12 protein-coding genes are annotated in these 22,060 nt (G+C 69.0%); 7 read left to right on the top strand and 5 right to left on the bottom strand.

What is annotated here, in order from left to right; genetic code table 11:
• Window positions 1-253: 253 nt before the first annotated feature.
• From WME75_RS21735 to WME75_RS21725, 3 genes are all read left to right on the top strand, one after another.
• Complete coding sequence (locus WME75_RS21735) at window positions 254-1,960, top strand: DUF1592 domain-containing protein (RefSeq protein ID WP_437494002.1); 1,707 nt, start codon at window positions 254-256, stop codon at window positions 1,958-1,960.
• A gap of 19 nt (window positions 1,961-1,979) precedes the next feature.
• On the top strand, window positions 1,980-3,608 hold the full coding sequence (locus WME75_RS21730) for a DUF1552 domain-containing protein (RefSeq protein ID WP_437493999.1): 1,629 nt from the start codon (window positions 1,980-1,982) through the stop codon (window positions 3,606-3,608).
• Window positions 3,609-3,830: 222 nt separating this feature from the next.
• A complete protein-coding gene (locus WME75_RS21725; protein WP_437493996.1) occupies window positions 3,831-4,652 on the top strand; it encodes a hypothetical protein in 822 nt (273 codons plus the stop codon).
• A 255-nt stretch (window positions 4,653-4,907) separates the two neighbouring features.
• On the opposite strand, the gene WME75_RS21720 is transcribed toward WME75_RS21725, so the two are convergent.
• Window positions 4,908-5,480 (bottom strand): hypothetical protein, encoded by a 573-nt coding sequence (locus WME75_RS21720; RefSeq protein ID WP_437493993.1) that lies wholly within the window; start codon window positions 5,478-5,480, stop codon window positions 4,908-4,910.
• A gap of 754 nt (window positions 5,481-6,234) precedes the next feature.
• On the opposite strand from WME75_RS21720, the gene WME75_RS21715 reads away from it, so the two are divergent.
• Window positions 6,235-7,857 carry a DUF1552 domain-containing protein gene (locus WME75_RS21715; protein ID WP_437493990.1) on the top strand — a complete coding sequence of 541 codons (1,623 nt, stop codon included), beginning with the start codon at window positions 6,235-6,237 and terminating at the stop codon, window positions 7,855-7,857.
• Here WME75_RS21715 and WME75_RS21710 read toward each other — a convergent pair.
• On the bottom strand, window positions 7,841-12,904 hold the full coding sequence (locus WME75_RS21710) for a protein kinase domain-containing protein (RefSeq protein ID WP_437493988.1): 5,064 nt from the start codon (window positions 12,902-12,904) through the stop codon (window positions 7,841-7,843). The two genes, WME75_RS21715 and WME75_RS21710, sit on opposite strands and share 17 nt — an antisense overlap.
• 270 nt (window positions 12,905-13,174) lie before the next feature.
• On the opposite strand from WME75_RS21710, the gene WME75_RS21705 reads away from it, so the two are divergent.
• Window positions 13,175-14,089: an SDR family oxidoreductase gene (locus WME75_RS21705; protein ID WP_437493985.1), complete on the top strand. Its 915-nt coding sequence runs from the start codon at window positions 13,175-13,177 to the stop codon at window positions 14,087-14,089.
• A 60-nt stretch (window positions 14,090-14,149) separates the two neighbouring features.
• Here the strand turns inward: WME75_RS21705 and WME75_RS21700 are convergent, their stop codons facing one another.
• The 3 genes from WME75_RS21700 to WME75_RS21690 all read right to left on the bottom strand — a co-directional run bounded on the left by WME75_RS21700 (window position 14,150) and on the right by WME75_RS21690 (window position 19,065).
• Window positions 14,150-15,001: a class I SAM-dependent methyltransferase gene (locus WME75_RS21700; RefSeq protein WP_437493982.1), complete on the bottom strand. Its 852-nt coding sequence runs from the start codon at window positions 14,999-15,001 to the stop codon at window positions 14,150-14,152.
• Window positions 15,002-15,083: 82 nt separating this feature from the next.
• Window positions 15,084-16,544, bottom strand: a complete 1,461-nt coding sequence (locus tag WME75_RS21695; RefSeq protein ID WP_437493979.1) for an MFS transporter — start codon at window positions 16,542-16,544, stop codon at window positions 15,084-15,086.
• On the bottom strand, window positions 16,537-19,065 hold the full coding sequence (locus tag WME75_RS21690) for a PEP/pyruvate-binding domain-containing protein (protein ID WP_437493977.1): 2,529 nt from the start codon (window positions 19,063-19,065) through the stop codon (window positions 16,537-16,539). The genes WME75_RS21695 and WME75_RS21690 overlap by 8 nt, the downstream gene beginning before the upstream one ends.
• Before the next feature lie 418 nt (window positions 19,066-19,483).
• On the opposite strand from WME75_RS21690, the gene WME75_RS21685 reads away from it, so the two are divergent.
• Both WME75_RS21685 and WME75_RS21680 read left to right on the top strand, forming a co-directional pair.
• Window positions 19,484-19,891, top strand: a complete 408-nt coding sequence (locus WME75_RS21685; protein WP_437493974.1) for a Kazal-type serine protease inhibitor family protein — start codon at window positions 19,484-19,486, stop codon at window positions 19,889-19,891.
• A 324-nt stretch (window positions 19,892-20,215) separates the two neighbouring features.
• On the top strand, window positions 20,216-22,051 hold the full coding sequence (locus WME75_RS21680) for a CotH kinase family protein (protein WP_437493971.1): 1,836 nt from the start codon (window positions 20,216-20,218) through the stop codon (window positions 22,049-22,051).
• Window positions 22,052-22,060 lie beyond the last annotated feature (9 nt).

Genomic DNA, 22,060 nt, shown 5'->3' with positions numbered 1-22,060 from the left:
TACCGTGCGCTACGCGGCGGAGCGCCGGGGGCCTCGTGCGCGCCGCCGCCCCGCTCGGCGGAGGCACGGCCCTCGACAATCGAAGCGGGCAGCAGCGCACCGCTCGTACGCCGGTGTTTCACAATCACGTCTTCAAAGGAAACCGTCGGCGAGGCGCCCGTGCTCACGCTGATACGAACCTCGGGCTCGTTACAGCTTTTGACTCGCTCCCGTGATCAACTCGACATCGACCGGGAATAGGAGGCGTATGCGCATGCGACTATTAAGACACCTCTCGTACATCGGTACGACAATTTTTCTCGCCTCGACACCTTTCATCGCTGGCTGCACCGGCAGCATCGCGGACGGCGCCGAGGATGACGATACTCCCCCCGGCGGTACCAGCAGCGGCACGGGGGGCGAGCCGAACAATGGGCCCCCGGATGTCTGCATCCCCGGCCTCCCGGCGACGAGCCAGATCCCTCGCCTCCTGAACCGGCAGTACGACAACACGGTGCGGGACCTCCTCGGCGTCACCACCGTGGGTGCCGACAACCTGCCGCCGTCCGAGCTGCTCGTCGACGACTTCGACGGCCCGATGACGCCTGACGCGTGGCGCTTCTATCAAGATGCTGCCGCGGCGATCGCCAAAGCAGTGATGGCTGGGCCGAACAAGTCCAAGTTCATCAGCTGCGACCCTTCGGAGAGCGGCTGCTTGACGCAGACCATCCAGACCTTCGGCCGCAAGGCGTTCCGTCGCCCGCTGACCGCCGCGGAGGTGACGCGATTCGAGAAGCTGGGCCAGACGACGCCGGCAGGAACGCCCGACGAGGTCGCCGAGACAACGCTGATGGGCTTCCTCGTGTCGCCCTCGTTCCTCATGCTCCCCGAGCTGACGACCACCCCGGATCCGTCGGGTAAGGGCATCCAGCTCTCCGGCCACGAAGTGGCGATGAGGCTCTCGTACATGCTCTGGGGCTCCGTCCCGGATGACGTGCTGAACGCGGCGGCCGACAACAACGAGCTCCAGACCAAAGAGCAGATCTTGGCCCAGGCGCAGCGAATGATTGAAGTGCGCGAGATGACCGGGCCGCTCGTGACAGCGTTCCACCGCAACTGGGCGCAGATGGACAACGGCGCCGCCCACTGGTGGAAGATGGATCACGACACCGAGACGTATCCGTTGTACTCCGCGGACGCCAAGCCCAGCTGGAAGGCCGAGCTCGACGCCTTCTTCGAAGAGGTGGCGTTCGCGGGCGGTTCGTTCAAGGACCTCCTCCTCAGCAACATCGCCTTCGTCAACAAGGACAACGCGGCGATCTATGGGCTCGATCCTTCGGCGTACGGTACCGAACTGACCAGGGTGGAGCTGGACGCCAACGAGCGGCCGGGCTTCCTGACTCGCGCCGGGTTCTTGAGCTCCTACTCGGGCTACAACGCCACGAGCCCGATCCTGCGAGGCGCGTTCATCGCGACGTACCTGCTCGGTGTCAATCCGGGTGCGCCCGATCCCGCCGCCACCATGATGACGGTTCAGGGCGACTTCGAGACGCAACGCGCGTACGTCGAAGAGCTGACGAAGCCTGCTGGCTGCAAGGGCTGCCACGCGATCATCAATCCGCCGGGATTCGTGATGGAGAGCTACGACGGCATCGGGAAGCTGCAGACGACCGATCCTCGTGGTGGTGCGATCGACGCGAGCGTCACGACGAACAGCGTCAACTTCGGCGACGGTAACGTGAAGGAGATCTCCTCTCCGTTGCAGTTCATGCAGGAAATCACTCAGGTTCAGAAGGCCAAGCAGCTCTACGCTCAGGCGTGGATCTCCTATGCCTTTGGGCGGGCTCCGAACGGGAAAGATAAATGCGTCGTCGATATGCTCGACACCAAGCTGTCTGAGAGCGGCTACAGCATTCTCAATCTGCTCGCCGATCTTACTCAAGCGGATTCCTTCCGTGTGCGAGTCCGCGAAACGCCCTGAAAGCTGAGGAATGTCGAACATGAGCAAGCAACTTAACCGAAGAATTTTCCTCCGTGGCCTGGGCGGAGCCGCCTTGGCCGCGCCGTTCCTCAGCTCCGTGTGGGAACGCACCGCGAAGGCCGACACCTCCTCAGCTGGGAAGACGCTCATCGTGATGTTCACGCACTATGGGTGCGTCACGAATAACTGGTTTCCCGCGAAGACCCAGGGTGAGCTCACGGCGGCTGATCTCACGCCGACGAGCCTCGCGGCCCTCGCTCCCTATGCGAAGAAGCTCCTCATGCCGCGCGGCATCCGCACGATGAACGAGTGGACCGCCAACATGACGCGCGGACAGGGGAACGACTCCCACACGCAGATCGTGGGGTCGTTCTTCACCTGCCAGCCGGTCACTCCGAACAGCAACGACCCGTTCAGCTTCGACCAGGCGACGAAGTTCAATGCAAAGCCTGTCGGTCCTTCGCTGGATCACGTCATGGCCAAGCAGCTCAGCCCGCAAGGCACTCCGTTGCTCTTGAACACGGCTGGTCAGAATGACAACGCTCAGTCGGCGATCTCCTACTCCGCCGCCGAGACCGTTTACAGGGGCCTCAACGCGTCGCAGGCCTTCAGCAGCCTCACGGGCCTCTTCCAGTCGGGTGAGCCGATGAACCCGGACACCTACGCGGCGATCCGCGGCCAGAGCGTCCTCGACCTCGTCAAGGATGATCTGCAGACGCTCGAGCGGTTCGATATGAGCAGGGCCGACAAGCAGAAGCTCGAAGCCTGGAAGGAGCTCCTCAGCTCGACAGGAACCGTGGTGGCCTCCGCGCAGTGCAACGAGGCGCTCGGCGCGATGCTCGGTGCGACGGCGGCGAACGCCTCGAAAGCGGCGGGGGGTGGCTTCGGCACCGACGTCCTCACGACCAAGGTCTCCGGCGACCTGGATGGGGCGGATGTCTATTCGGCCATCGCAGCGCTCGCGGCCGCCTGCAACGCCAACCCCGTGATTTTCATGAAGTACCCGGGAAATTACAATTTCAAGGGGCTCGACATCACGATGGAGTCGCATTCGCTCTCGCACCGCCTCGACAATGCAGGCATGTCAGGCAGCTGCTTGCCCAACGCGATCGAGATGCTCCTGAAGGTTGACGCCTATTACGCGCAGAAATTCGCGAACCTCGTCAAGATGCTCGACAGCATCCCCCAGGGGAATGGGACGACGGTCCTCGACAACTGCGCCGCTATCTGGTTCAACGAAATGTCGGACGGCAACGCGCACAACCTCAACAACGCTCCGATCATCCAGGCCGGTAGCGCCGGCGGCTACTTCAAGACCGGTCAGATCATCAACGTCGATCCCGGGTCGACCCCGACGAACGGGAACAGCATGTCGCAGTGCGCCAATGGCACCGGCCAGGTCAACGGTATCAATCAAGGCACCGGGACCGATCCGAAGATTGGCAACGCGCCGGTCAACAAGTACTTCTGCAACATCATGAACGCCATGGGCGTGAAGGCGGGGGCGGATGGCTTCCCTGCGGAGGGTGGCTCCGCGGAAGTGACTCACTTCGGCTATTCCGACAAGACGGAAGAGTTCATCGGCGGCAAGGGCAAGGTCGCCGCCAAGATCCACAATCCGGGCGGGTTCACAGAGCTCAAAGCCTGAGGGCTCCCTGGGCGAGGTCCTGAACACTCGGACGAGCTCGGGTCCAAAGACCCCTTCTTACCGGAGGGGTCTTTGGGCTTGTGCGTCGCCGGTGACCGCGGGCGCCGGCGCCCTGAGCCGCCTGCTCGTCGTCACGAACTGCCGCTCTTCATGATGTGCCTCACTTCGCGACCCCGTGCTGCCCGACGATGGCGGGCAGCGACAGGCTGGGCATCTCTTCTCATGTTCATGCTGGCGAAGCGTCTCCTCATCCCTGCCGCTGTGCTCCTCCCGCTGGCCTGTTCGAGCGAAGCGAGCTTCAGCAGCGGGGGTGCGCCGGCTCAGACCAGCGGCGGCGAAGCGAGCGGCGGCGCCGGGGCGGGCGGGGACCTGGGGGACGACGCGCTCATCGTTCCGGAAGACCTCACCGTTGTGGCGCTCCCCGGCGGAAACGGCGTGCTCAACGTGATCGCGTTGACTCTTCGCAAAGGGCCGACCCACACCGAGCTCTACGCCGCCTTGAGGAACGACGGGGATATCCCGGCCTGCAGCGCCGCCGTTTCAGTTGAGCTCTACGACAAGACCGGGCAGTCCCTGGCAGCTGGGATCAACGGGTTGCTTACTCAGCATTTTTATCGACTCACGGATGGCTCGGGCGCCATCGCTGCGTGCGTGGGTCCAGGTGACGTGACCATGGCCGCGGTGACGGACCTGCCATCTGACATCGTGATCGAAGACGTGGAGCACGTCGTCTACCGGTGCCCTTACTTTGCCCTCGACGTTGCTCCCATCGATGGCCTCACCATCAGCCAAGTGAAGGCCGTAACTCGTGGCGCCGCCACGGCGTACACGGGCATGCTCCTCAACGGGCTCGACGTGGCGGTGAGCAGTCCCTCCGCCACGGTCTTCTCGGTCAATCGCGTCGGGCGCCCGCTCGGCGTGGCGATCGGCAGCGGCACAGTCCAGATTCCGCCGGGTGGCAGCTGGGCCTTCGAGACGAACACCGTGGACACGCCCGGACCTGATCAAGCCGCATACCCGGCCGCCGCGATTGCAATGGAGTAGACAACCCCGTGAGTCGCGCGGCTATCCCCCGACAAGTCGGGCCGAGAAGCGAGCCGCCATGACGCCAATGGCGCCAAGAAACCAGGGAAGTAGGAGGGAAAATGCCGGGACGGTGCGTCCCCTCTCCGCTTGGCGACCTTGGCGCCAGGGCGGATTTCTGCTGATCCGGGGCAACCTCCGGCAGTAGTGCTAGGGCGGGTCGGCAAACCTGCGCCTGTGGGGCGCCGCAACCCGTCGGCGTCTACTCGCCAAGCCCTACTCCAGCGCGCCGTCGGCGATCCACTGCGTGATCGCTTCGATGTAGTCGGGGGGTACGCACGCGGCATCCCCATCGTTGATGCACTCAAGGGGCATCCGCGGAGTTCCGCCGCACGGTCCCTTCAGGACCTTGATGATAGCGCTCTCTTGCGGGTTGCCGACATTGACGAGCGGGCCGCAATTCTTGGATATGTGCGAGGTTATCGTCGTGTGCAGCTCTTCCTTTATCATCAAGTTCAGGCGGTTCATATCATCGTTATGGCAACCCGCCCCGAAACAAGCGCTTTGTGCGACGTACTTCACCGTCTCGAACGTTGGCTCGATTTCGCTGCCACTGCCGGTCGAGCCGCCGCCACCGGTGCTCGCGCTGCTCGAGCCAGCCCCGCCCGAACCGCCGGACCCGACCCCACTCGAGGTAGACCCACTGGCGCTCGTGCTTCCGGCATCCGAACCGCCGGCGCCGCCGGCGCCTCCTCCGCCGGTGTCGTCAGGGGTTTCGGCGCAGCCGGCAAGCGGTGACAGGATGGCGACGATTGCTACCGCGATGAAGCTTGAGAGTCGAAGTTTCATGGTTCACGACGAAGATGGTGAGAGAGAAGGTTTAGCTCTTGTTCCCGTTGGATCAAAGCCAGAGGCTTCGAGCTTCGGATTGCAGAGGCGACGTGCGACCGGTGCATGGGATTGGTGAAGTCGAACTTTTCTGATCACGTCGCCCGCAGGCAAGAGCTGCGCGAGGCGAGGAACGTCCTCTTGGGCGGGTAGGATGAGCAAATGCGTTCGAAAAATCAAGCGGTTCGTGGCGGCCATCCTCGCGTACAGCCATGCTGTACACGTCGATTGACGCTCGTGCCGTGTGCGTTCACAAGCCGGTCTCAGGTGCCCAAGAGCGCCTCTCAGAACCTCCCGTCACCAGGCAGTCGAGGTCGGACGCATCGCGTCGTCGCTCCTCGTCGCACCATCTCAGTAAGGCTCCTCACTGCGCCTGGCGCTGCACCCGCGCTCGGCTGCCTGGCGATGGGAGGTTTTGAGAGGCGCTCTGAGGTCAATTATTTGCCCGCGCAGCTTTGCGAGGGCACCCCGACGCCCTGTTCCGAGATTGCTCTCGAGGACTGCCGCGATGTGCCGAGCTGCCGCGTCGAGTGGTGATCGGCGGGGCATCTCTCCGCCCGACGAACGCGCCGGGCCGAGCGAGATACGTCAACGGGCCTGCGGGCATGCAGGGAGGATGGAGACGTGGTAGACGTGGGCATTCAGAGGGCGTTCGGAGTGGCAGCCGGGCATTCAAGTCCATTGAGGGTGGGATAATAGGACCATGGCAAAGCGCGTGAACCGAAGAATCTTCCTCCGGGGGCTGGGCGGAGCTTGCGTCGCAGCGCCGTTCCTCAGCTCGATCACCGACCGCACCGTGAAGGCGCAGCCGGCCACGCCACCGAGGCGGCTGATCGTGATGTACACGCACTATGGCTGCATCACGACGCGGTTCTTCCCGAAGAAGTCGCACGGCGCGCTCACCGCCGCGGACCTCGAGTCGACGACGCTCAAGCACCTGACGCCTTACGTCGACAAGCTCCTCCTGCCCCGAGGCATCCGCGCGATGAACGAGTGGACGCCGAGGATGGAGCGGGGGCAGGGGAACGATCGCCACTTGCAGGTGAACGGGTCGTACTTCACTTGCCACCCGGTCACTCCCAATAGCAACGATCCGTTCAGCTTCGACCAGGCGACGAAGTACAACGCCAAACCGACCGGCCCCTCGCTGGACCACGTCATCGCACGGCAGCTCAGCCCGGACGGCGAGCCCCTGTTCATGCGCGTGGGAAACAACCGCGACGGCGCTTTCTCGGCGATCTCGTACTCGGCGCCCGAGACCCTGTATTCGGGGCTGGGCGCGCCGGCGGAGATCCTGGCCAAGCTCACGGGCTTGTTCACGGACCCCCTCCCGTCTCCGGACACGTACCAGGCCATCCGCGGCAAGAGCATCATCGACCTCGTGCGGGACGATCTCGACACGCTCGCGCGCTTCGACATGAGCCAGGCGGACAAGAACAAGCTGGAGGCCTGGAAAGCGATCCTCGACGAGACCGTGAAGACCGTCGCTTCTGCGCAGTGCAACACGTCCCTCGCCACGGCGCTCGGTGCGACGCAAGAGAACGCCGCCCTGGCGGGCACGACCACGAGCGTCGACGACGTGCTGACGCGGCGAATCTCGGACAGTCTGGACGGAGCGGACCTCTTTTCCAACCTCGCCGTGCTCGCGGCGGCGTGCAACGCGAGCCCCGTCATCGTCCTGAAGTACCCCGGGAACTTCAATTTTCGGGGGCTCGGCCTGACGATGGAGAGCGCGAGTCTCTCGTATCGCGTGGGCAGTGCGAGTATGCAGGGCACCTGCGTCCCGGGTGTGATCGACATGCTCCTCAAGATCGACGACTACTATGCGAGGAAGTTCGCCCACCTCGTCGAGCAGCTGAACCGTATCGACGAGGGCGACGGGACGCTCCTCGACAACAGCGCGGCCGTCTGGTTCCAGGACGCGTCGGACGGCTGCGCCCGCAACCTCAACAACCTGCCGATCGTCCAGGTCGGCAGCGCCGGCGGCTATTTCAAGACCGGCTGGGCCGTGAACGTCGATGACGGCTCGCCCGATCTCACGACCGGCAACAGCGAGATCACGTGTGCCGACGGCGCTCCGAGCGAGGTCGACGCGACCACCCAATCCACGGGAACCGATCCGTCGCTCGCCAACGCGCCGATCAACAAGTACTACTGCAGCTTGATGAACGCCCTCGGCGTCAGGGCAGGCACGGATGGTTTCCCGGCACCGGGCGGTTCGGAGCCGGTGACCCACTTCGGCATGTACGACCGGACGGAAGACTTCATCGGTGGCGGGATCAATCCTCCCACCATCCACGATCCCGGCGAGTTCGCCGCGCTCAAGGCGAGCTCCTGAGCGGTCTCGCGCCGGGCCTCCCCACCCGCTGCAGGGCGTAGGCGATGCCGCTCTGGAGCGTCCCCTGCGTGACCACCGTGCCGAAATCGATCTGCAAGCCGATGAGCGTCTGCGCGACGTCGGGGCGGATGCCCGTGATCACGGCCTGCGCCCCGAGCAGCCGGAGGGCGAGGGCGGTGTTGATCAGCGTGCTCGCGACGTCGGTGTCGACCGTCCTCACGCCGGTGATATCGATGATCACGACCTCGGCGCCGGTCGATTCGACCCCCTTGAGCGCCGTGCTCAGGACCTGCTGCGCCCGCTGGCTGTCCATCATCCCGATGAGCGGCATGACCATGATCCGGTCGCTGATCGGGATGATGGGCGTGGAGAGCTCCGCGAGGCGGGCGTTCTGCACGCGGATGATCTCCTCCTGGAGCTCCACCCGGGCCTGCTCGCTCCGCTCCCGCTCCGAGAACTCGACCCGGAGCTGCTCCTCGGCGCGGTGCAGCGCCTCCGTGCGCCTGTGCAGGTGCGCGTAGAGCACGGCGTTCTCCACCGCGGTCGCCGCCTGCGCCAGGAGCAGCTTCGACAGCTCCAGCCGGGCCGGCGTGAACACGTTGGTCGCCGTGCTGTTCTCCAGATAGAGAACGCCGGTCGTGCGCCCCTTGTGCACCATCGCCAGGCAGAGGATCGATCTCGGGTTGTGCGCGGCGACGTAGGCGTCCGCGGCGAAGCGAGGCTCCTGGCTCGCGTCCGCGATCACCACCGGCAGCCTCGTCCTCGCGACGTACTGCACGATCGAGGACGGGACCTCGGCGCTGCCCTCGACGGGGGCGAGCTGACCCACCTTCACCGTGCTCGGATCCACCGTGATGGACGCCTCGATCATCAGCTGTTGATCGCGCTCCAGGACGAGGACCCCCTTCTTTGCGCCCGCGTTCTGGATCGCGATATCGAGCAGCCGGTGAACCACGCTGTCGAGGACGACCTCGCCGGCGATGGCCTGAGCGGCCCGGATGACCGCCTCGACGTCGAGCACGCCGGTGCTGAGCCTCGTCGTCGAGGTGGTCTGGACCGTGGTCCGGGCGAGATCCAGCACGCCGGGCGGCGCCGACGCGAGCTCGATCCGCTGCACGAGGTGCGGCGCCTCGGCCGCCAGCCGGTCCGCCTTGGCGGTCGCTCCCCACTGCATGTAGCCGTGGTGGGCGTCGGTCATGTAGGCGCGAGCGCACCGGGTGAAGCCGCTTCCGCGGTAGAACTTCGCGGCGAGCTCGCTCGCTATCGCCTGGTCGCGCGTGAACCCGGCCTCCTCGGCGGCCTCGATCGCCCGGTCGTAGAGCAGCGCCGCGGCGTGCCTGTCGTCGCCCGACACGCGCGCGATCTCCGCCGCGACGAGGAGGTGCTTGTGCGCGTAGTTCTGGGGGCAGAGCTCGGCCCAGCGGGCGAGCTTCTCCCGCTCCGTCGAGATCGTCGCCACGAGCCGCTCCTTCTCGGGGGCCGGCGCTCCGTCGCACGAGGCGGCGAGGCTCAGGCACGAATAGAAGACGAGCTCGGTCGCCCAGAAGTTGTTCACGCAGCCGGCGGTCATCCTCTCCACGGTGGCCATGAGCGAGCGCACGGCGGCGTGGTCGCCGTACAGATAGGCCAGCTGGATCTTCTGCGTGTGGTACCAGGCGGCCACGTAGGTGAGCTCCGGGACCGAGATGGCGCCGGCGAAGGCGGCCTCGTCGAAGGCGCCGTCGCTCAGGGTGTGCGCCCCGGCGGTGCCCCCCGTGAGGTTCGCGGCGACCTGCCTCGCGCACGTCAGGATGAGCGTCGTGAGCTTGTCGTTCGTCCTCCGCATGAGCGCGAGATCCTGCTCGATCTCCTCGGCCACCGAGCCGAGATCGTCGCCGAGGCCCAGGCTCGCCGAGACCATGTGAATGCAGCAATACGACGAGTAGGCCAGATCCCCCGACTCCAGGCCGGCCTGCCGGGAGCGGGTCAGGAGCTTGATCGTGTCCCGGAGCGGCTCGAAGAAATGGAGGATGGACGCGAAGGTCGTGAGGAGCATGCACGCGATGCGCGGGTTGGGGACGCGCTCGTTCAGCTCGATACCGACCTTGGCGAACTGGTAGGCCTCCCTGTACCGGTCCTCCGCGGTCCTCGGCTCGAAGACGCCGTCGATCAGGAGCACCGCATAGAGCACGTACGCGTACGCCGACGAGCTCGAGTTCCCGTGCTCGATCGCGAGGTTGATCTGCATGATGAGCGTGAGCGGACCGAGGACCGGCAGCCCGAGCGCGGAGGCGGGCTGCGTCATGTCGGCGAGCAGGCGGAGGAGGGTCTGCTTCTCTGGATCGGCGGCGGTGGGCAGCCCCAGCAGCTCGGTGATCTGGCGGCCTGCGAGGTGGGCCTGCATCGCCTCGAGCTCCCTGCCGAGCCGCGCGCGTTGCTCCTCGGCCACCGTGGGGATGTCGACGCCGAGCAGCGCGAGGGCCTCGAGGCCGCACCTCACGACGTCGGAGAGATTGCCGCGCATCAGGTGGAACGACATGCGCAGGTTGCGGACCTGCGCGCTGTCCAGCCGGGATCTCGCGTGCTCGAGGAGGGCGTCGAACAGCCGTTCGCCAGCGTCGAACTGGCCTGTCAGGCACAGGCACTCCGCGAGCCCGGTGGTCAGCGCGAAGGTGAGATCGTGCTGCTCGTCCCAGCGCCTCGGGCCGAGCGTCGTCGCGCCGGCCTCGAAGTAGCTCGCGGCCGCCTCGTACGCCGCGCCGGCCTTCGCCCTCCTGCCCGCCTCGAGGTTCAGGCGCGCCAGCGTGACGCGCTCTCCCGGATCGCCGATCCGCGGCGACCCGAGGTTCATGTGGGTCGCGATCTCGAAGACCTTGCCCTCCGCGTCTCCGGTGTCGCCCTCCGCGAGCATGAGCCGCCCGATCTGGAGGTGGACCTCCTGCTTGCGAGGGTCGTCGAGGAGCCGGTAGGCCGCTTGCTGCACGCGGTCGTGCAAGAACCGGTAGGAGGCGTCGACCGAGAGCTCCGGCTCGTCGGCCTCGCCGGTCATCGCGCCGTGGAGGGCCGCGTCGAAGAACCTGGAGTCGGCGCCGACGGCGAGGACCAGACCCTCGCGGAGCGCCGCCGAGAGCTCGCCTGCCACCTCGCGGCGCGGCTTGCCGTCCACGATCGCGAGCGTCTTCAGGTCGAAGCGATATCCGATGCACGCGGCGAGCGTGAGGATGCGCTGCGCGCGCTCGTCGAGCTCCCGGAGCCTGCCCGTCATGAAGTCGACGACGTTCTCCGTGACCTTCATCTGCTGGATGCGCGGCAGATCCCACGTCCATCCGCGCAGGGCCGGGTCGAAGGCGACGAGCTTCTCGGCGTGCAGCGCCTTCATGAACTGGTTCATGAAGAACGGGTTGCCGTGGGTCTTGGTCATGACATGACGCGCGAGCGGCTCGGCCCGCGCGGGATCGCAGGAGAGGGCGTCGGCGAGGAGGCGCGTCACGACGGGGAGATCGAGCGGCTTGAGGTCGATCTCCCCGACGGTCACCCCGGCCTTGCGCAGCTCCGCCAGGGTGATCGAGAACAGGTGGCTCTCGTCGACCTCGTTCTGTCGGTACGCGCCGATCACGAGCAGGTGCTTGACCTCCGATGCGGTCAGGAGCTGCTCGAGGAGCTTGAGCGAGGCCGGATCCGCCCATTGCAGGTCATCGAGGAAGATGACGAGGGGGTGCTCCTGGGCGGGGATGGCGCCGCAGAATTTCTGGAACGCGAGGTGGAAGCGAGCCTGGGCCTCGGTCGGGCCGAGCGGCGTGACAGCGGGCTGGGGGCCGAGGATGAGCTCGAGCTCGGGGATGAGATCGATGAGGAGCTGGCCGTTCTGCCCGACGGCGGTCGCGATCTTCTGCGTCCAGAGCGCGAGCGCCTCTGCGGGCTCGGTCAAGAGGGCGCGGACGAGCTCCCGGAAGACGTGCGCCACGGCCGCGTAGGGGACAGTCCGGTTGATCTGGTCGAACTTGCCGGCGACGACGGTTCCCTTGCCCTGCGCGACGGATTTCTGGATCTCGCCGACGAGGAGCGACTTGCCGATGCCGGCGTGGCCGGACACGAGGAGCAGCTCGCTCGCGCCCTGGCTGATGCGCCGCCACGCGCCTTCGAGGACGGCGAGCTCCGCCTCGCGGCCGTAGACCCTCTGCGGGATCCGGAGCGCGTCCACGTAGTCGTGGCGCCCGAGCTCGAACGGCTCGATCCTCGACGTCGCGTCGAGCTGCGTGAGGCACTCGACGAGATCCATCCTGAGCCCGTAGGAGCCCTGGAACCGATCATCGGGGCTCTTCGCCAGGAGCTTCATGATGATGTCGGAGACCGGGCGCGGTACGTCGGGCGATATCTGCGCCGGCGGCGGCGGGAGCCTGGCGATGTGGCAGTGCACGAGCTCCAGGAGATCCTTCGTCTGGAAGGGGAGCCTGCCTGTCACCATCTCGTACAGGGTGACCCCCAGGGAATAGAGATCCGTGCGCAGATCGATCACGCGGTTCATCCGGCCGGTCTGCTCCGGGGACATGTACGCCAGGGTGCCCTCGAAGGCGGCTGGGCTCTTCGACCGCTGCGCCTCCTGTGAGAGGCGGGTGGCGCTGCCGAAGTCCATGATCTTGGCGTCCCACGTGGACGGCTCGACCATGATGTTCTGCGGTTTGATGTCCATGTGAATGACACCGCCGCGATGGATGGATTCCAGCGTGCTCGCGACGGAGATCGCGATCCGGAGCGTGTCCTGGAGGGTCAGGGAGCGCGCGCCGATGAGCTCATGGAGCGAGCAGGCTCCGGCATCTTCCATGATGAGCGAGAGGCTCGCCCCTGCCTTCACGACGCCCAGGACCTTCACGACGCCGGGCAGCGCGAGCTCCTTGGCGATGGCGTACTCGTAGCGAAGCCTCGCGAGCTCGGCCGGCGCCGGGCGCTCGTTCCTGAGGCGCTTGACCGCGACGGGGGCGCGGTCCTCGTTTCGAACTCCTCGGTACACGGTCGACGCGGCGGATTCGTGGATGAGACCCGTGAGAGTGTACCCGGGGATACTGATCATAGTTTACTTGTAGAGCGCTTCTCCGCGCTGCATCAAGCGGCACCGCGTGACCGCTTGAGGTACCACGTGGTGGCTAAACGTCGCATCGATGGGCAGGTGTCGTGGTGGCGACTGGACGCGCGTGCCATCTGCTGTCGAGTGCGACGCCCCGGCACGACCTCCGCCCCCCTCGCCGAGCATCGCGGCGGTCCCGGAATACCTGACAGGAGGTGTCAGGATTTCCGTGCGACCCTCGCGCGCGTTCTGGCCAGGATAAGGAGACGAGGGAGCATGAACGGAGCACTTCACGGCAAGGTGGCGCTCGTCGCGGGCGCGACGCGCGGCGCGGGCAGGGGGATCGCGGTCGAGCTGGGGGCGGCGGGCGCGACGGTGTACGCCACCGGTCGCTCCACGCGCGCGCAGCGCTCGGAGATGGATCGACCCGAGACCATCGAGGAGACCGCCGAGCGGGTCACCCGGGCGGGGGGCAAGGGGATCGCGGTGCAGGTGGATCACCTGGAGCGCGAGCAGGTCCGGGAGCTCGTGGCGCGCATCGAGCGGGAGCAGGGCCGGCTCGACGTGCTGGTCAACGACGTGTGGGGCGGCGAGCACCTGTTCGAGTGGAACAAGCCGCTATGGGAGCACTCGCTGGACAGCGGGATGCGGCTGCTGCGGCTGGCCATCGATACCCACATCCTCACGAGCCACCATGCCCTTCCGCTGCTCATCAAGCGGCCGGGCGGGCTGGTCGTCGAGATCACGGACGGCACGGCCGACTACAATGCAGGACACTACCGCGTCTCGTTCTTCTACGACCTCGCCAAGACGGCGGTCCTCCGCATGGCGTTCGCCCAGGCCGAGGAGCTGCGGGCCCACGGCGGCACGGCCGTCGCGCTGACGCCCGGCTGGCTGCGCTCGGAGATCATGCTGGGTCATTACGGGGTCACCGAGGAGCGCTGGCGCGACGCGCTCGCGAAGCAGCCCCACTTCGCGATCTCGGAGACCCCCGCTTACGTCGGCCGGGCGGTGGCGGCGCTCGCGGCCGACCCGGAGGTGGCCCGGTGGTCCGGGCAGTCGCTGTCGAGCGGCCAGCTCGCGCGGGTCTATGGCTTCACCGACGTGGACGGCAGCCAGCCCGACGCGTGGCGGTACCTCGTCGAGGTCCAGGACGCCGGCAAGCCCGCCGACGTCACCGGCTATCGATAGCCAGCCGGCGCCTCGGCGAGCCCTGTCCTGAGCGGGGCGCACCCGGCCGCTCCGCCCGCGTCAGCGCGCCTCGCCCGCGCCGGCGCGCCGGCCCACGACGATGTACTGCTCGGGCAGCTCCTCCGCGACGACCTGGGGCGAGAGGCCCCCGGCGCGGAGCTCGGCGGCGACCGCCTCGGCGGTGATGCGGTGATCCTTCGGGGGGCCGAGGCGCGCGGCGTCGGTGAAGTCGACGACGACCACCGCGCCGTCCGGGCGGAGCGCGGCCTTCAGCTTCGCCGTGTAGGCGGGGCGATCGGGGATGTGATGCCAGGTGTTGACCACGAGGATGCGGTCGACCGAGCCGGGTTCGAGCCCGGGATCGTCGGAGCGGACCTCGCGCGCGGTGACGTTGGCGAGGCGCTCGCGGGCCGCGCGCTCCGTCATGTAGCGGACCATGTCCCGCTCGATGTCGACGCCGATGACCGCGCCGGCCGGCCCGACCGCGCGGGAGAGGTGCGGCAGGAAGTAGCCCGTGCCGGCCCCGAGATCCGCGACCCGCATGCCCGGGGCGACCTGCATGGCGGCGACGACCTCCGCCGGCTTCTGCCAGGCGTCGCGCTCGGGGCCTTCGAAGGCGGCCACCCATTCGTCGGCCCGCTCGAAGCGGTGGACGAGCGGCCCGGCGCCGTGCGCGTCCCCTGCGGGGTGGCCGTGCGCTGCGGGGTGGCCGTGCGCTGCGGGGTGGCCGGCGTGCCCCGCGCCTTGCTGACCGGGCGAAGGGGCATGGCCCGCGTGGGCGGCCTGCGCGCCGCTCGCGGCCTCGCGCCGTCCGCCGCTGCCCGGCGCGGCAGCGTCCGGCGTGGCGCCGCAGCTGCTGAGGAGGGCGGTGAGGACGGCGCAGGAGGCGGCGAGGCGAGGGCGGCGGCTCATCCGCGCTCCCTACCACGAACCAGGCGCGCCGGTCCCGGGGGGCCCACCGCCTGCGGCTCGCACCTCTCCTCGTGAAGCCGCGCTATCGTGATCCCACCGCTGCCGCCGGCGCGGCGGCGCGGCCGGGAAGGAGGAAGGCGCAGCCGATCGTCAGGAGCAGCGCCGCGCCGAAGATGGACGTGGCCATCGTGTGCTCGCGCATCACCACGTCGCCCGCCGGGCTGTCGGTGAGGACGAGGCCGAGCACGGTGAGGCCGGCGATGCCCCCCATGTAGCGCATCGTCGAGGTCAGGCCTGCGGCCATTCCGCTCTTCTCCCGCGGGACGTCGCTCATCGCCGCGGCCTGTGACGGCGCGGACGTCAGGCCGAGGCCGGCGCCGAGCAGCGCGAGCGCGGGGATCGCGTCCGTGAGCGCGCCCAGCGGCCGCACCGCGAGCAGGACCATGCCGGCCAGGGCGAGCGAGCAGCCGGCGAGCGCCACCGCGCGCGCCCCGAAGCGATCGGAGGCGCGCCCCGCGAGGGGCGAGACGACAACCATCGTCCCCATCATGGCCAGCAGCGTCGTGCCGACGTCGCGCGGCCCGACGTGGAACAGCCGCCCCGCCACCTGCGGCAGCTCGAAGATCGTCGCGTACATGGCGAAGTTCTGGAGCGCGATGAGCAGGCTGCCGCCGACGAACGCGCGCCGCCTGAACAGCGAGAAGTCGATGACGGGGTCCGCGGCGCGCCGTTCCCAGAGCACGAAGGGCACGAAGCCCAGCGCGCCGAGCACCGCGGCCCAGCGGAGGTGGGCGGACTCGAGGCCGAGGGCGAGCCCGATGAGCGACGCACCCAGCAGCACCGAGCCCACGACGTCGAACCGCGGGCGCGGCGCGGCGGGCGTCACGGCCGCGGGGCGCGGCGGCGCGCCGAGGTGCGCGAGCGCGGCGGAGAGGAGCAGCACCGGGACGTTCGCGAGAAAGATCGAGGTCCACCCGAAGGTCCCCACGAGCAGCGCCCCGATCGCCGGTCCGGTGCCCGCCGACAGCCCCATCACCGCCCCGAAGGCGCCGAAGGCGCGCCCGCGCACCTCGGGCGGCAGCTCCGTGCGGAGCATGGCCGTCGCGCTCGGGACCACGATCGCGCCGCCCGCGGCCATCACGACGCGCGACACCGCGAGCACCGGGAGGACCGGCCAGAGGGTCGCGAGCGCGGCCCCGACCGCCAGGAGGAGCTGGCCCAGTCCGAGCGCGCGCCGGTGGCCGAGGCGATCGCCGAGCTTCCCGCCGGGGCTCTGCAGGACGATGTTCGTGAGCAGGTAGCTCGTCACGAGCGCCTGCCGGAGCGTGCCGGAGTCGACGCGAAGCGTGCGCGACATCTCCGGCAGCGCCACGGCGACCATCGTGGAGTTGAGCGGCGCGAGCGCCGTCGAGAGGGCGATGGCGGCGAGGAGCCGCACCGGCAGGCGCGACGGCGGCTCGGGCACGGACACCGGCGGGCGCGACGGAGGCTCAACCACGGACGCCGGCGGGCGCGACGGAAGCTCGGCCAGAGGCTCAGCCACGGGCGAGCTCGCCCGCGCCACCCTGACGGTCGCCCTGGCGCAGGAGCGTCACCCGGCCCTCCGTCCCGTCCACGAGGATCTCCTGGCCGTCCGTGATGCGCTCGGTCGCCCCGGCGGCCCCCAGCACCGCCGGGATCCCGTACTCGCGCGCGACGATGGCCGCGTGGGAGACGGCGCCGCCGGCGTCCGTCACGACGCCCGCGGCCAGCGTGAAGAGCGGCGTCCACGCGGGGTTCGTGTAGCGGCAGACAAGGATCTCCCCCGCCTTCAGCCGCCCGAACTCCCGCTCGTCCCGCACGAGGCGCGCCTTGCCGCGGACCACCCCGGACGACGCCCCGATGCCGCGGAGCTCGTCGCCCGAGGCGCGCCCGGCGCCCGCCCCGACCGCGCTCTTCTGCCACCTCGCGTTGACCACCCCGTACGTCGCGCGCCGCCGTCGAACGAGCCGCTTCACCTCGTCGAGCGGCGGCGCCTCCCCCTGGAGCCACCCCCGGACCTCGGCTTCCGTCAGGTAGAAGACGTCGTCAGGGCTCGGCAGGCGCCCGCGCTCGCCGAGGCGACGCGCGATCTCGGCCACGATCGCCTGGAGCGCGGAGAACGAGCGCACGAGATCGAAGTGCGTGCGCTCCCGGAAGACGATCGCGCTCCGCAGCTGATCGAGGGTGCGGCGGAACGCGTCGGGCAGACCCGGTACGAAGCGGATCCCGCGGGCGACCTCCTCGAGCGTCGCCCGGTAGCGCGCGAGCCCGGCCTCCTCGGACGGCGGCTTTGTGGCGTCGAGCAGGCCGCGCAGCAGCCCCCACAGGGGCGCGGGATCCTGGCGCCACGTCGGCGCCGAGAGGTAGAGCCCCGTGGTCTCCCGGTGCCCGTGCTCGTCCAGGAACGCCTCGACCTCGGTCAGGTAAGCCCGGCCGGCCTCCGATTCGCGGAGGGCCTCGGGGCGCCCCTCCCGGATCGCGCCGGCGAGCTCCGGCCCGGCGCTCGCCGCCCGGCGCGCGAGGTGGAAGAGCGCCAGGTTGACGTCGGACGTCCGGGTGTGCAGGCCCGCGACGAGGTCGCTCATGGCGGCCGCTGCCCGCTTCGGTCCCACGGCGAGGGTGACCGGAACGCGGAGGGCGATCGCGGCCAGCTGGCTGGCGCTCCTCTCGAACCGCTCGCCCAGGACCGCGGTCGTGGTCTCCCCGATCCGGTCGGCGCGGCGGAGGAGCGCGGCGTCGTCCAGCGCGCCGAGATCGACCGGCGCGCAGGCCTCCTGGAGCCGCTTGAACCCGTCGCTCTCCCACCACGCCATCGCGTCGTAGCGCAGGCTGGCCGCGACCTTCTGCGGCAGCCGGAGCAAGCGGAGGGTGGGTCGCATCTGCGGAGGGACGAAGACCGGGCGCCACACCTGGTCGACCCACGCGCGCTCCTCGGCCTCGTCCACGTCGACCCCCAGGAAGCGCACCATGCGCACGAGCGCGGGGAGCGTCACCCGGAAGCTCCATTGATCGAGCGGCCTCGGGGCGATGGGAAACCGGTCGTTGTCGTTGGCCTCGAGCATCTTCCGCTGCATGCGGTTGAGCTGCGGGGGCGGGGGGAGGGGCTCGATCTCGGCCGTGCCGAGCGTGGTGATCGGGCGCGACTGGAGGAGGTGAATGGAGCCCCCGACGAAGGCGAACTCCACGTCCTGCGGGCAGCCGAAGTGGGCCTCGAGGCGGAGCCCGATGCGGCCCAGCTCGAGCACCAGGGCGTCGCTCGGCGCGGGGCGGCCGGCTTCCCGGCGGTCGCGGTCGTCGATCGCGAGGTCGTCCGTCGCGGGGCGCGCGGCCCCGTTCGGCCTGTCCGAGCCGGGCGCCGCGGCTCCGGCGAACGGCGCGCGCCGCAGGCGGTACACATCGCCGGTCGTGTGCCCTGACACAACGGCCTCGCCGAGGCCCGGGGCGACCTCCAGGAGCATGCGGTCGGCGCGCTGGGCCACCGGATCGACGGTGAACAGGACGCCGGCGAACTCGGCCGGCACCATGCGCTGCACCACCACGGCGATGTGGACCCCCAGGTGATCGATGCCGCGCGCCGCCCGGTAGCCGAGGGCCCGCGGGCTCCAGAGGGACGCCCAGCACCGCCGCAGCGCGAGGAGCAGCTCGTCCTCTCCCGCCACGTCGAGGTACGTCTCGTGCTGGCCCGCGAACGACGCGTCGGCGAGGTCCTCCGCCGTCGCCGAGGAGCGAACGGCGACCGACGGCGCGCCGAGCTCGCGGTACGCGTCTCGGACCGCGCTCTCCATCCCGGGCAGCATCGCGCCCCGCTCGAAGAGCGCCGCGGCCTCCGAGGCGGCCGCGTCCCAGCCGCCCGCGGCGAGGTGCGCCGAGAGGCGCTCGGCGAGCCCCCATGCGCGCGCCTGTTCCGCGTACGCGCCAGCGCTCACGACGAACCCGGGCGGCACGGCCAGCCCGAGCCGGAGCAGCTCACCGAGGTTGGCACCCTTGCCGCCCGCCGTGGCGAGGTCGGCTCGGGACAGCTGGCTCAAGCGATGAACAAGCATCAGGCGTCTCCTACGGCCAAGAAAGGTTGCTTCGCCTGCGTCCCGAGCTCCCCGGCGTTCGCCCGCCCTCCGGGCAGCGCCTCGCTCGATCCGCCAGCGTCAGCGTCGATTGTCACCTGGAAGTCATTGTGACGTCACGCAGTAAGTACGACGCGGTCCATCGAACGCTCGCGCCGGCCGCGCCGGCCGGGGACACGGCCGCGTCGACACCCGCATTGCCGCGCAGTTTGGGCAAACCCTCGCTCACGTGAGCAACGCTCTGCTCGATCCGGACGGCCTGGACACCGCGGCAGCGCGCGCAGGCCGCGAAACGCGCGTGGCGCGGCTCCTGCTAAGGGGACCACGCGCCCGCTGCCCCGCGAAGGTGGCCTCGATGAGGTCTCATCGCGGGGCGGCGAGGCGACATGGGAGGAACATCATGAACGTTCAGGGTCGTATCAAGAGCCATCGGTTCGCCTCGTTCGTCTGGCTCGCGCTCTCGATGAGCCCGCTCGCCGCGGGCTGTCAGCTGGAGGTGGCCGACGGCGCCTCCGAAGTGGTCGACGCCGAGTCGCAGGAGGTGAGGGCCGGCGGCGGGGGCGAGGGGCGCGTCTGCGGCGGCCTCGCCGGCCTCGCCTGCAAGCCCGGCCTCTTCTGCGACTACGCGCCCGAGGCCATGTGCGGCGCGGCCGATCAGACGGGCGTCTGCACGCCCATCCCGGAGCTGTGCACGAAGGAGTACAGGCCGGTCTGCGGCTGCGACGACAAGACGTACAGCAACGCGTGCGTGGCGAACTCGGCGGGCGTGCCTGTCGCGTCGCCCGGCGCGTGCGCGCCGCTCCCGTGAGCGAGCGCCTCGGGGGCCTGCAGCGCCGCGTCCCCCGGGGCGTCGATTCGACAGCTCCCGCCGCTCTCCTGCGTCGATGTCGTCCTGTCTTGCTCTCCTCGGGGAGCGCCGGACGGGCCTGCGCGATCGACGCGGGAGGGCGTGCGGCGAGCGCCCGCGCCGCCCTCCGTCAGGGTGGAATGTTCCACCATCGTCTCGTGTGGAATGATCCGCCCTGACTGCGTCTGAACCGCTTCACATTGGGCCTCGGCGTGGATTTCGTCACACGATCGATGCACTGTTGACATAAGATCGCCTCGGACCGCCGAAGCTGAGGAGCGATCAATGAACTTACGAAATCTGCATTATCTGTTGCCTTTCGCCGTGTTGGCAGCCGCGCCCCTTGTGGGCTGCGGCGGTTCCGACGATCCCGGTGCGACCGGGACGAGCGGCGGCACAGGCGGGGGCGGTTCTGGCGCGGGCGGGAACGGCGCCGGCGCGGGCGGGAACGGCGCCGGCGCGGGCGGGAACGGCACCGGCGCGGGCGGCGCAGGGCAGGGCGGCGACGCGGGCGGTACCCCCAAGGAGGCGCCCGATTACGCCGCCGCATTCCCGCAAGACCAGGTTCCCCGCATCGACATCACCATCGCGCCCGAGAAGTGGCAGGAGATGGTCGATGACATCACGTCGATGATCGGCGAGTTCGGCGCGCAGGCCGGGGGGCCCGGCGGTTTCGAGCCGCCGCAGGAGTGGGTCGACGCCTGCAACGGGCTCGTGGTCGGCGACGACTGCACGATCGACCTCTTCGGCACCGACACCGAGGGGACGTGCTCGGAGCTCCCCGGCGGCCTGACGTGCCAGCCAAAGCCGCAGGAGCCCGGCGAATTCGAGCCGCCGCAGGACTGGATCGACGCCTGCGACGGGCTCGCGGCGGCCGACGCCTGCTCGATCGACCTCTTCGGCACCGCCACCGAGGGCACGTGTACGGAGCAAGAAGTCGGCCTGGCCTGCATGCCGGCGGGCCCGGGCGGGCCGGGCGGCGGCGATCCCGGGCTCATCAGCAGCGTCGACCATTTCCCGCGCTCGCCGCTGTACGTCGAGTGCGACGTCGCCACCGAGGACCGGCAGTGGCAGCACGTCGGTATCCGCTTCAGGGGCAACGTCAGCCTGCTCCTGCCCTGGATGACGGGTGTCTGGAAGCTGCCGCTGCGCCTCAATTTCGACAGGTTCGAGGACACCTACCCCGAGATCAACAACCAGCGCTTCTACGGGTTCGACGGGCTGGCGTTCACCAGCAGCTACCTGGATCCGTCGCTCCTGCGCGAGAAGCTCGGCACCGACATCTTCTCCAAGGCGGGGATCCCGGCGCCCGCGACAGCGTTCTACCGGGTCTTCATCGATCACGGGGAGGGGCCGGTTTACTTCGGGCTGTACACCGGGATCGAGGTCCCGTCGGACGACTCGTTCCTCGACACGCATTTCGGCGGCCACAAGGGCAACCTCTACAAGCCCGACGGCACCGGCGCGCGGTGGGAGACCTGGGATCCCGACTCCCTCATCAAGGAGAACCACGAGGAAGAGGCCGATTTCTCGGACGCGCGCGCGCTGTTCGACGCGCTGCACGCCGACAGGACCGACGCCGCCGCCTGGCGCGCGGGGCTCGAGGCGCGCCTCGACGTCGACGGCTTCCTGCACTGGATGGCGCTGAACGCGGTGATCGAGGACTGGGACGTGTACGGCCGCCTGCCGCACAACTACTACATGTACTCGGACCCGAACAAGAACGGGCAATTCGCGTGGATCCCGTGGGACCACACCTTCGCTTGGACGGACCCCGACTCCGCGGGCGCGAACGTCGGTCTGAAGGCGCTGCCCCTCTCGATGGACGAGGTGAGCGAGCACTGGCCGCTCATCCGCTTCCTTCTCGACGATCCGGCCTACCTCGAGGTCTACCGCGGCTACGTGAAGCAGGCCGCGGAGGAGGAGTACGAGCCGGCCAAGGCCGAGGCGTGGTTCAGGGCGGCGCACGAGCTGATCGCGCCGTACGTCGTCGGGCCCGAGGGCGAGATCGAGGGGCACACGCACCTCGCGTCGCCCGCGGCCTTCGACGACGGCCTCGCCACGCTGATCGCTCACGCCAAGGAGCGTCCGGCGGACGTGGCTGCCTACCTCGCGCAGTGACGCCCCGGG

It is taken from the genome of Sorangium sp. So ce1014 (assembly GCF_051521505.1).
Taxonomy (GTDB): Bacteria; Myxococcota_A; Polyangia; order Polyangiales; family Polyangiaceae; genus Sorangium.
Note: the sequence above shows the minus strand (reverse complement) of the source record. Positions and strands in the feature narration are given on the sequence as shown.